Source organism: Lichenihabitans sp. Uapishka_5 (assembly GCF_033947565.1).
Lineage (GTDB): Bacteria > Pseudomonadota > Alphaproteobacteria > Rhizobiales > Beijerinckiaceae > Lichenihabitans.
In genome coordinates, this window is sequence record NZ_JARPVX010000035.1 from 25,956 (window position 1) to 36,576 (window position 10,621).

14 protein-coding genes and 1 pseudogene are annotated in these 10,621 nt (G+C 62.2%); 7 read left to right on the plus strand and 8 right to left on the minus strand.

The features are described 5' to 3' along the window. Positions 1–133: 133 nt before the first annotated feature. Positions 134–964 (minus strand): hypothetical protein, encoded by an 831-nt coding sequence (locus P7D22_RS13380; RefSeq protein WP_319934745.1) that lies wholly within the window; start codon positions 962–964, stop codon positions 134–136. Beyond that, a complete protein-coding gene (locus P7D22_RS13385) occupies positions 882–1,661 on the minus strand; it encodes a phage tail tip lysozyme (RefSeq protein ID WP_319934746.1) in 780 nt (259 codons plus the stop codon). Before P7D22_RS13385 ends, P7D22_RS13380 begins: the two co-directional genes overlap by 83 nt. A gap of 417 nt (positions 1,662–2,078) precedes the next feature. On the opposite strand from P7D22_RS13385, the gene P7D22_RS13390 reads away from it, so the two are divergent. Both P7D22_RS13390 and P7D22_RS13395 read left to right on the plus strand, forming a co-directional pair. Then, a complete protein-coding gene (locus P7D22_RS13390) occupies positions 2,079–2,315 on the plus strand; it encodes a hypothetical protein (RefSeq protein WP_319934747.1) in 237 nt (78 codons plus the stop codon). Between the two features lie 13 nt (positions 2,316–2,328). Continuing rightward, positions 2,329–2,556 (plus strand): helix-turn-helix domain-containing protein, encoded by a 228-nt coding sequence (locus tag P7D22_RS13395; protein ID WP_319934748.1) that lies wholly within the window; start codon positions 2,329–2,331, stop codon positions 2,554–2,556. Between the two features lie 95 nt (positions 2,557–2,651). Here the strand turns inward: P7D22_RS13395 and P7D22_RS13400 are convergent, their stop codons facing one another. Beyond that, positions 2,652–3,209 carry a recombinase family protein gene (locus P7D22_RS13400; RefSeq protein ID WP_319934749.1) on the minus strand — a complete coding sequence of 186 codons (558 nt, stop codon included), beginning with the start codon at positions 3,207–3,209 and terminating at the stop codon, positions 2,652–2,654. Positions 3,210–3,465: 256 nt separating this feature from the next. On the opposite strand from P7D22_RS13400, the gene P7D22_RS13405 reads away from it, so the two are divergent. Together P7D22_RS13405 and P7D22_RS13410 are read left to right on the plus strand one after the other, a co-directional pair. Next, positions 3,466–4,188: a Crp/Fnr family transcriptional regulator gene (locus P7D22_RS13405; protein ID WP_319934750.1), complete on the plus strand. Its 723-nt coding sequence runs from the start codon at positions 3,466–3,468 to the stop codon at positions 4,186–4,188. Between the two features lie 137 nt (positions 4,189–4,325). Beyond that, positions 4,326–4,592, plus strand: coding sequence for a DUF6894 family protein (locus tag P7D22_RS13410; protein ID WP_319934751.1), 267 nt, complete (start codon positions 4,326–4,328; stop codon positions 4,590–4,592). 287 nt (positions 4,593–4,879) lie between these two features. Here P7D22_RS13410 and P7D22_RS13415 read toward each other — a convergent pair whose 3' ends face one another. From P7D22_RS13415 to P7D22_RS23505, 3 genes and pseudogenes are all read right to left on the minus strand, one after another. Next, the gene (locus P7D22_RS13415) at positions 4,880–5,167 is read right to left on the minus strand and encodes a hypothetical protein (RefSeq protein WP_319934752.1); all 288 of its coding nucleotides are present in this window, start codon (positions 5,165–5,167) and stop codon (positions 4,880–4,882) included. A 574-nt stretch (positions 5,168–5,741) separates the two neighbouring features. After that, a complete protein-coding gene (locus P7D22_RS23500) occupies positions 5,742–5,942 on the minus strand; it encodes a hypothetical protein (protein WP_442916083.1) in 201 nt (66 codons plus the stop codon). Positions 5,943–6,015: 73 nt separating this feature from the next. Next, positions 6,016–6,231, minus strand: a pseudogene (locus P7D22_RS23505) (transposase); the annotation flags it as partial. Positions 6,232–6,255: 24 nt separating this feature from the next. On the opposite strand from P7D22_RS23505, the gene P7D22_RS13420 reads away from it, so the two are divergent. The 3 genes from P7D22_RS13420 (at position 6,256) to P7D22_RS13430 (ending at position 9,810) form a co-directional block, all read left to right on the plus strand. Next, positions 6,256–7,211, plus strand: a protein-coding gene (locus tag P7D22_RS13420) for an IS630 family transposase (protein ID WP_442916084.1) whose coding sequence is annotated in 2 segments (ribosomal slippage) — positions 6,256–6,595 and positions 6,595–7,211 — 957 coding nt in all. Because the reading frame shifts where the segments join, the coding sequence is not laid out codon by codon here. A gap of 199 nt (positions 7,212–7,410) precedes the next feature. After that, positions 7,411–9,369, plus strand: a complete 1,959-nt coding sequence (locus P7D22_RS13425) for a methyl-accepting chemotaxis protein (RefSeq protein WP_319934754.1) — start codon at positions 7,411–7,413, stop codon at positions 9,367–9,369. A gap of 78 nt (positions 9,370–9,447) precedes the next feature. After that, a complete protein-coding gene (locus P7D22_RS13430; RefSeq protein ID WP_319934755.1) occupies positions 9,448–9,810 on the plus strand; it encodes a hypothetical protein in 363 nt (120 codons plus the stop codon). 36 nt (positions 9,811–9,846) lie between these two features. Here the strand turns inward: P7D22_RS13430 and P7D22_RS13435 are convergent, their stop codons facing one another. Further along, on the minus strand, positions 9,847–10,113 hold the full coding sequence (locus P7D22_RS13435) for a DUF6894 family protein (RefSeq protein ID WP_319934756.1): 267 nt from the start codon (positions 10,111–10,113) through the stop codon (positions 9,847–9,849). A gap of 137 nt (positions 10,114–10,250) precedes the next feature. After that, positions 10,251–10,621: Crp/Fnr family transcriptional regulator (locus tag P7D22_RS13440; protein ID WP_319934757.1), on the minus strand; the 371-nt coding region annotated here is incomplete at its 5' end.

Consider the following 10,621-nt stretch of genomic DNA (forward strand, 5'->3'; position numbering starts at 1 on the left):
CGCGGACGGGGCAGGGGCTTGCGCCCGCACCGTGAGAGGCCGATCACCACCCGCATCCGGCGCGGCAGGCTGCGGGGCATCCACAACCGTAACGGGCGTGAAGGCGGCCCAAGGATTCTGCCATGTCGACCTCCTATCGCTGCATGATCCGCCCATCGGGCGTCTTGGACTTCGTGCCGGGTTTCAGGCGGGCGGCTGCGGCAGGCGAGGAGATCACCGGCAGCGCCGATGCGTCTTGCGCGCTGATGCTCTGCGACTGCCCGCTACCCGCCTGAGCCGACCCGTTGATGGCCTGCACGTCTTCGGCACCGAGTGGCCGAGACGGATCGAAGGGGCTCATCACGGGGTGGGTGTCGTAATAGTTCGTCAGCACGTCGGGCCAGTTGTCCCGGTTCGCCTTCACGCTCGCCAGCTTCGCAAGCGCGATCTGGTCCTTGAGATCCTGTTCTCGAAGGTTGAGCATGGCCGTCATGCCCTGCGGCGAGAGCGACAAGCCAGGCTTGACCGTCAGGGCGTTGGCGAACTCCATCTGGGTCGGTCGCGCGCTGATGGCCCGGGCCGCTTGCGCGGGCGAGAGCTGCATCCCATACCCGGAAGCCGCCATGGACGGCAGCGCGCTGCCCTGCGAAGGGTCGGGCGTGAAGCGGGTTGGGTCAGGACCCACGGCGTTCCCATCAAATGGCGCCGAGAAGCCGCCTTGTGCGAGACCCACGGTGTTTTTGAGGCGCGAACCGAAGGTCTTTGCGCCGTAGGGGTTCGCCGCGGACCAGCCGGCCGGTCGCTCGTACCCAAGGGCTGCGGCCGTGGCTGTGCCAGGATTGAGGTTCGGGTTCTGCAACGCCTGCAAGGTCGAACGCTCAGGCCCATTCAGCTCGAGCCAGCTATATTGGAGCTGGGTGTTCAGGTCGGCCGGGTTGAGCCCGTTCGGCTGCGTACTGACGCAGGCCGGCCGCGCGGTCGCCATTCCACTGTGCAATGCCGACCGACGTGGAGCCGTCCGTTCCGTCGCCGACGTTGGCCGCATTCGTGTTCAGCCCCTTGCCGCTTTCGGCATGAAAGCCGCCGACCAAAGCCGAGGCCGCGATCGGCGAAAGCCCTTTGGCTTGGTAGAAGGCCATGGCCCTGCTTGTGTTGTCCTGACCCGGCGCGCCACCGGCCGCCGCGAAGGTCGGCAAGGGGCCGGTCGGCGCCGGCGCGAAAGCAGGAGGCGCAGAAACGGCGGGTCGTGACGCGACCATGCTCGGTGTGCTCGATGGCGCCGCAAACGCCATCGGAGCGGCCTGAGCCGGCGCAGGCGACGCTACAGGACCGGGTTGCGCCGGCTGCGCGGCCGCGGGAGCGCCGGCTTGCGGCTGCCCGCCGAGACCAACGGCGCCGAGAAGCTGGTTGAGGACGCCGCCTTGCGGTGCGGGAGAGGCTGGGGCGGCAGGCGCTCCACCCGGAAGAGCCCTATATTTCGACGTGTCTGCCAAGGACGAGCCGGTCAAGTTGCCGAGCAAGCGCGAGAGGTATCCCGGCTGCTGGCCGGCGGAAAGCGGCTGCGCTCCACGCGCCTGAGCATAAGCATCGTAAAAGCCCTGCTGCTGGGCACGTTCGTTGAGCTGGGCCGAAAGCTGATCGAACAGGCCGCCAAGGCCGGACGATGTGTTGATGACGGCCATGGAAGCTCCCCCCCCGCGTGGTTGGGGGAGCTTGCGTCACGACCAGGACACAGGACAGGCACGATCCGCGTAAAGTGCGTGATCCGTGGATGTCGTGCCGATTCAGGAGCCGGGCCACCCTGAAGCAGCCCGGCTCTGGTCATCGTAGCAAGTCAACACGTGACGGGACCAAGCCTGCAAGCCGCGTGACACTGCATCGTCTCGGAATGGGAAACGAGCCAATTCGGTTAGAATTGTACCGTTAACGTTGTGTTACAATTATTTTATTACGTCTAATTTAAAGCAACAAACAACGTAATTCACTCAATGTTCGTGTTAATTATTTCTGTTTGCCACATTGCTAAGCTTTCCTAGAATTTTACGAAAGCTCTCCTAAAACACGATCGATCTACTGCCCGCGTTCTGAAAGTCGCTGCCATGAAGGTCGATCCGTTCCCTGCTGACTGTTGTCCAATCGAGCACAAGGACATGCTTCTGATCGAGACACGCTTCGAGGGGCAACAGTGCTTCGCCGAACTGCAATGCCGTGTGTGTCAGGCGCTCTGGACGGCCGAGATCGGGCCGACACCAGGCAACACCGACCCTTTCGAGATCGGCATCGAGGATCAGCCAGGGTGGCGGGTACTCAGCCTCGCGCCACACACCTCAAACTGAGGGCGGTTCACCCATGTGCATGTCGCATCAGCTTCGGAAGGCGCGCGATCTCCTGTCATGGAGCCTCGACCAGGTCAGCGAACGAACCGGCCTGCCGGCTTCAATCATCGCCCGCGCCGAGATCGGCGAAGGCACCCCCGACATTACCTTGACCCAACTCGCGCGCCTGCAAGGTGTGTTTGAGGCGGCCGGGGTCAGGATTGGCTACGACGGAACAGTGGTGCTCGACAGGACGCTTTGAACCTGATCCGCCCTGGTGCGTAGACCTGAGCTACACGCCGCCCCTGTCGGAAATCTACGGGTGTGGCGTCGAGGCTGCTGGTCCGCCACCGCCAACTAGTTCGTAGCAGCAGGGCCAGCCTCCGTGACCCGATATACGCTCGCCCGCCCGATCCCGAGCTTCTGCGCAATCTCAGTCGCACCCAGCCCCTGACCCTGCAGCTCGCGCACCTTGGCCACGTCGATCGTCGGCTTGCGACCCTTGTAGACGCCCTCGACCTTGGCCTTCGCGATGCCTTCCATCTGCCGCTCGCGACGAAGGTTCGTCTCGAACTCGGCGAAGACGCCTAGCATGTCGAGAAATGCCTTGCCGGCCGCGGTGCCGGTGTCGATCGGCTGCTCTGTCGCCTTGAGCGCGATGCCCTTGGCCTTGAGCGCCCGCACGATGTCCTGCAGGTCGCCGATCGAGCGCGCCAGGCGGTCGATGCGCGTCACCATCAGCGTGTCGCCCTTGCGCATGAAGGTGAGCAGGGCATCAAGCTCGAGGCGACCCACGCGGCTGGTGCCGGAAACCTTCTCGGCCCGGATTTCCGTGCAGCCGGCGGCCGTCAGCGCCGCATGCTGGATGGCGAGATCCTGATCCGTGGTGGAGACGCGGGCATAGCCGTAGATCATGAGTGAAGTGTCTCGATAGAGCCTAGACCGTCTCCGCTTAGAGTCTCGCAAGCCCTAAAACAACCCTGATGAGACGCGGAAAGTGTCTCGCGCGCGTGGCTTGCTGGGGTATACCCACACTGCTCACAGCACCGGAACCATGGATCGCCTGCCACAAGTCGATTCATAATCGTCGTCGGCCAGGGATAGACGCATTGCCAGAATTTAGTAAACTAAGGCAATGTTCATGAGAAAGTTTGCCATGTAGGCGTGCTCAATGACGAACCGTTTCATTCAGAAACTTCGTGGGTTCGTTGAACTCACGTCTACCGAGATCGAAGCGCTCGAGGTTGCGACCCGAGCGCCGGGCACCTTCGGAGCCCGTAAGGATCTCATCCGCGAAGGCGATCAGCCCGGCCCCGTGTTCGTCATGCTGGAGGGATGGGCATTTCGCTACAAGGTGTTGCCGAGCGGGTCGCGCCAGGTCATGGCTTTTCTGATGCCAGGCGATGCCTGTGATCTTCACATTAGTTTGCTGGCCGAAATGGATCACAGCATCCAGACCGTGACGGAGGCGCAAGTCGCCAAGATCTCGCGCCAGACCATGGACGAGATGATGGACACCTATCCGGGCATCGCCCGGGCCATGTACATCGCGCAACTCGTCGATGAGGGAACGCTGCGGGCCTGGATCGTCAGCCTCGGCCGGCGCAACAGCGCCGAGCGTGCAGCGCATCTGATGCTCGAGCTTTACGCCCGGGCGGTTCGTGCCGGGGTCGCCAGCCACGACGAGATGGAACTGCCCTTGTCCCAGGCGGTGCTGGCGGATGCGCTCGGCATGACGCCCGTGCACGTCAACCGGACGCTTCAGGAGCTCCGCCGATCGGGTGCGATCGAGCTGCGCCGCGGTGTGTTGCGTATTCAAAATCCGACGGCGCTGACCAAGTTTGCAGGTTTTGACGAGAACTACCTGCACCGGCGTTTGCGAAAGCCTGGATAGATCAAGAAATCTGCCAAACATTGATCCTGTATAATGTTCACAGGCACTATCGGACTACAAGGAGCCATCGTCAGCATATCGCTTCGAGGCGCTGACGGCTGCGGGCTCTGGCTTGCGCCTCCTGGTGAGGCCAGATCATGCCATTCCTATTCATCCATCTCCGCGACTCGGAATATTGCGCCCGCGACGAGGGCGCCGAGTTCGACACCCCCGAAGCCGCGCTCGCATTTGGCGTCAAAGGTGCGGTTGCCCTTGCATCCGAGGAGATCGGCAAAGGTCACCAAGGCACGGCCATTGTGGTCAACATTGAGCAGGAGGACGGAACGCGCCTGCTCACCTCCGCGGTGGCCGTTTCCGTCTCACCTTTGATGGCGGTCGAGTCCTACGACATCATACTCCAGTAGCCCGCTCGTGACGCATGCTCCTCCTGCACATTCTGAAGGCCAAGGATCCGCGTATCGCGCCTACCTCATCGGCTCGAACGGGCGGATCGAGATATCGGTGACGGTGCCGGGTCCACGTGACGACAAGGCCATCCAGCAAGCTCGGGATCTGTCGAGCAGCTATGAGGTGGAGCTCTGGGACCGAAGCCGGCTGGTCATGCGGATCCCAGCGTTCACGAAGGCAAACCCGCACGAGACCCCCTAGGCGGCCTCTGGCGGGGGCATGAGGTCATTGTCGTTATGACGTTCTACGCCGACCTGGATAGCCGGCCCTGTAAGTTTCGATCCTGTCCTTTGGCCGCCTCGGCTTGCTGGGCGACGGCTTGCAGTAGGTGGTTCTTGTCATAGCTTCTTCGCAGGACTTCCAAACGATCCGCGATGATCACGAAACCGGTGCCGGATCGCAGGAGGATCACCCGGCCGTGGGCTTCGTGCGTGCCGATGATGACGGACATGATGCTCGCGTGCATGGAGGTGACCACAAGCTCGCCCAGGATGACCGCGTACTCGGATGCGCTGATGGATTGTCGCCGCATTGGCCACCTCAGCCTGTTGGACACTCAAGCGCGTTATGCGCTGGACCTATCAAGGCGTAAAGCAGGCAGAGTGGAATAATATAATCTGCGATATGAAATGCAAATTAGTTAATTAATTCATAAGAAACTGATTTATATAACATTCATGATATAAAGTCCAAAGCTGATTGGATACGACACTGATGCCCATTTTGGGCATTTCCTCCCTAGACTTGGGCCGCTCCGAAAGGAGCGGCCTCTTTCTTTCACAGGTTTGGATAATTTAGCTTGAGGCCACTCAGTTATGACCTGCCGGGAACGCTCCAGCCTGCCACGGTCGTGCGATCGCGATCTGTCACGATGACCCGAGCCGACCTGCTTCAGGGTAGCTCGGCTCCTGGTGGCATGTCAGGCCAGGGGGCCAGTGTCGTGATGAGCCGCGTGAAAGCTGGAGGGTGTTATGCCAAAGCGGCCAGGCGAGCATAGTCTCGCGCGTTCCAGGTTTGCTGTAGCGCTGGTGAAAAGCGGGCTGGCGTTCGGCGCCGTTTGGGTGCTGGCGCTTTTCGCGTTGGCTGCGCGCGCTATCCTGACGTTTTTATAGCGCTACGCCTTGTGCCAACCGATTGGGACAGGCCGTCTGCCTACATCCCCAGTTTATCAGCATACCCGCGGCCGGGTCGGCTTTGATCCGATAAACGGCCTGGTGCGAGATCCCCGTAGCCTTGCTGATGGCCACCGGCCCCGTGCCCTGGCCGAGCATGTCGCGCACGGCAGCGAGTTGCTGCCAGCCGAACAACGGCTTGCGGCCCTGGTATGCGATGTCGCGGCGTAAGCATTCGACCAGCTGGTACGCCCCGTCTCAACAGCCCCTTGCGCGCCAGGCGACGCCACCCGAACACAACGCTGGTGATCACCGCATTGCGCCGGGCCACCTCGGCCACCTTCGCACCCGGAACAAGCGCCTTCTCAACGATCCGGGCCTTTCGTCGTCCGACCACTGACGCCGACGCTCGACCCCGCTTAGAGCCGCTGCCTTTCGAGCAGAGTCGGCCGAGGTAGCGGGCGGACTGCCGCTGTGATTCCATGATGTCGTGACCACGGAGGGCATGATGGCACGAGCCTTATCGCTGGATCTGCGCGAGCGGGTGATCGCCGCTATTGAGGCGGGTGCCTCGTGCGGGCAAGCGGCGGAGCGGTTCGGGGTCGCCAAGGCGAGCGCGATCCGCTGGCATTTTCGGTTCCGGGCCGAGGGCAAGATCGCCGCCAAGCCGATGGGGGGCGACCGGCACTCGCATCGCACCGAAGCGCATGCGGCTGCCATCCTGCAGGCCTACGCGGCACGGCCGTCGATCTATCTGCGCGAGGTGAAGGACGCGCTGGAAGAAAACGGGGCCACGGCGAGCCTGAGCGGGCTGTCGCGCTTCTTCCGGCGGCACGGCATCACCCGTAAAAAAGGGATCTGCACGCCGCCGAGCAAGGTCGTCCGGATGTGATGGAGGCGCGCGAGGCGTGGTTCGAGGGGCAACTCGATCTCGACCCCGAGCGTGTCGTCTTTCTCGACGAGACCGCGACGGCCACCAACATGGAGCGGCGCTACGGGCGGGCGCCGCGAGGTGAGCGCTGCCGCATCGCGGTGCCGCACGGCCACTACAAGACCACCACGGTCACAGCCGCCCTGCGGGCGAGCGGTCCCTTCGCGGTCCACCTCATGGACGGCGCCACAAACGGGGCACGCTTCCTGTCCTACGTCATCGACATGCTGGTGCCGGCGCTAGCACCGGGCGACACGGTGGTGATGGACAACCTCGCCGCCCACAAGGTGGCCGGCGTCCGGCAGGCGATCGAGGCGGCGGGAGCGCACCTGCGCTACCTTCCGGCCTACAGCCCCGACTTCAACCCCATCGAACAAGCCTTCGCCAAGCTGAAGGCCCTGCTGCGCACAGCGGCGGCCCGCACCGTCCCGGACCTGTGGGCGGCGATCCGGAACGCGTTCACTCGACTCAAACCCGACGAGTGCCGCAACTACATCGCTGCCGCCGGCTACGACGCATGCGACCCAGATTGAAAGGCAACAGCTCTAGAACCTCGACCCGCATCGACCTGATGACCTTTAGGCTAGCCTTAAGCCCATAAGGGTCGGCGCCACGCCCGCTACTGCGCAAGGCGGCCCTCGTCGAACGCGTACCAATCCCAATTGAATTGTGAGTTTGCAATTCGATTTAACAATTCAGCGTATAAAATTCTGATGCCATTATGGTGCTGCTATGAAAAACATCAGAGTCTCAAATAAGATTATTATTGGTTTTACCCTTGTTATGATGAGCGTAGCCATCACAAATAGCATGGTCTACTTCGCAGTCAGAAGCGCGTCGACAAGCAGTGTCAATAATAGTGTCAGTAATAAACTTCTCAACGAGGTCGACAATGCACTCGACTCTGCTTCAACCTCGATCGGTGATGAGCGCGGCTATTTGCTGTTGCACGAACCTCGCTTTATCGAAGCCTACAAAGCTCATATAACCGCCTTTGACAATGCAATCGCGACCGCTCGTAAGCGCGCTGTGGATTACACTAAGTCTGCTGACGTCCTCGCTCTTCTCAATGGGTTCAATGAGGCATTCAAAAGCTGGCAACACGAAGTCACCGACGTTCTCATCTCCAATCCTATCGACGATGCGGGACATCAGAACAGCTTGGCTCTCATCAAATCCGAGCGATCGATCGCACTTCGGCAAGCCTTTGAGACCAAGGCGACCGACCTGAAACGGGTCTTCACGGACTGGTCGGATGCGGATCATAGGGTGGAAAACGACGCGCTTGCCGCACTGCGCATGATCCAAGCCGTCGGTTTCGGGATCGCATTGGTGGTCTCGGCGGTGATTGCATGGTTCTTATCCAGAGCCTTGGCACGACCGTTGTCGCGTATGACTGCCACTATGGTCGATTTGGCATCAGGAAACCTGCAGGTCGAGGTTCCGACCGTCAGTCGCACAGACGAGATCGGTCAAATGGCAGCTGCGCTTCAAACCTTCAAAAGCGCTGCGATCGAGAAGACCTGTATCGAAGCTGATGCCATGCATGCACGGCGCCGTGCCGATGAGGAGCGCTACCTTAGTGAAAAGGCTCAGACTGAGTCCGCCAAGGTACAGGCGCACGTAGTGACGGCACTCGCCGAGGGACTGGCCAAGCTGGCCCAGGGCGACCTCGTGCATCGCATCCACGATCAGTTTGCGCCCGAATACGACAAGCTGAAAGTGGACTTCAACGCCGCCATGGGGCAGCTGCAAAACACGATGCGGGCTGTATCGGCCAACACCGCCGCCATCCGGGTCGGCACGCGCGAAATCTCGACCGCGGCCGACGACCTGTCGCGCCGCACCGAGCAGCAGGCCGCGAGCCTTGAGGAAACCGCAGCGGCCCTCGACGAGATTACCGCCACGGTGCGCAAGACTGCAGAAGGCGCGACCCACGCCAGGGTTGTGGTGTCGACGGCTAAGAGCGACGCGGAGCAGTCGAGCCTCGTGGTGGGCCGTGCGGTCGAGGCCATGGCTGGCATCGAGACCTCGTCGCAGCAGATCGGCCAGATCATCGGCGTCATCGACAAGATCGCCTTCCAGACCAACCTGCTTGCCTTGAATGCGGGCGTCGAGGCGGCCCGGGCCGGCGAGGCGGGCCGTGGCTTTGCTGTGGTGGCCTCGGAGGTACGGGCCCTGGCCCAGCGCTCGGCCGAAGCCGCCAAGGAGATCAAGGCGCTCATCGCGGCCTCGGCCCAGCACGTCGGCAGCGGTGTCGAACTCGTCGGCGAAACTGGCAAATCCCTGCAGCGCATCATGGTGCAGGTGACCGAGATCAATGCGGTCGTGACCGTCATCGCCGCCTCGGCCCAGGAGCAGTCGACGGGTCTCGACCAGGTCAACACCGCCATCAACCAGATGGATCAGGTGACGCAGCAGAACGCCGCCATGGTCGAGCAGTCGACAGCGGCCAGCAAGAGCCTGGCCCAGGAGACTGAGGAACTCGCCGATCTCGTCGGTCGCTTCAGGGTCGAGGGCGGCAGCGCCGGCGGTATGGCACGTCGGCCGATCGCGAAACCGACGCCGGTTGCCCTTCGGTCGAGCGTCAAGGCAGTAACAGCGCCTCAGCGCGCCGCCCCGACACGGAAGCTGGTCGCCAACGGGGCTTCGGTCGCCACCGGCGGTGCCGACGAGTGGCAGGAATTCTGAGCACGCCCGGGCGCGCCATCACGGTGCGCCCGAGCCTTGCACTTCGGCTCGATCCACCGATTGAGTGAGCCCGAATTCATGCAAAACATCATCGATCTTGCAGCCGAGCGCACCCAGCGCGGGCACTTGGCGCAACAAGCCGCGGAAGGTGGCGAACTCTTCACCGCGGGATTGCAACTTGCAGGGCAGACCCTGGCCAATCTCGCCTGGGTCCTTGCTGCTCCCGTTCGTCACCATGACAAGGAGCTCAAGGAGGGGATCTACGAGCTTGTCCTTGCTCGGCTCGACAGGATCATCACCGGCGCCATGGAAGACATGGATCACGCTCCGCACATCAAACACCAAGTTGTCGAGCAGGCAAAGAACGCCGCCTTCGCGGCGTTCAAGATGCACCTGTTAACGCTGGCTGCCGCCGAGCAGGCGGGTAACCCCGCACCATAGGTTTCCGAGGGCATGCCGAAAAAGTGCAGCACAAGCCTATGGCTTGTCGCGCAAATCTGGCTCCACAGCCATCAGAGGCGAAACGGAGACGGCCACCGCGGAGGTGAGCAGGCGCGTTCCGTCCTCCTGCTCAATGTTGACCACAATGGCCGTGCCTTGGCGGCCTTTGCCGATCTCCTCGGAGGCTAGGGCAACCGCACCTTTGACGCCAAATGCGAGCGCGGCCTCGGGGGTGTCGAACTCGGCGCCCTCGTCGCGAGCGCAATACTCCGAGTTGCGGAGATGGACGAATAGGAATGGCATGATCTGACCTCACCAGGAGGCGCAAGCCAGAGCCCGCAGCCGTCAGCGCCTCGGAGCGATATGCTGACGATGGCTCCTTGTAGTCCGATAGTGCCTGTGAACATTATACAGGATCAATGTTTGGCAGATTTCTTGATCTATCCAGGCTTTCGCAAACGCCGGTGCAGGTAGTTCTCGTCGAAGCCTGAGAAGTTGGTCAGCGCCGCCGGATTTTGAATACGCAACACACCGCGGCGCAGCTCGATCGCACCCGATCGGCGGAGCTCCTGAAGCGTCCGGTTGACGTGCACGGGCGTCATGCCGAGCGCATCCGCCAGCACCGCCTGGGACAAGGGCAGTTCCATCTCGTCGTGGCTGGCGACCCCGGCACGAACCGCCCGGGCGTAAAGCTCGAGCATCAGATGCGCTGCACGCTCGGCGCTGTTGCGCCGGCCGAGGCTGACGATCCAAGCCCGCAGCGTTCCCTCATCGACGAGTTGCGCGATGTACATGGCCCGGGCGATCCCCG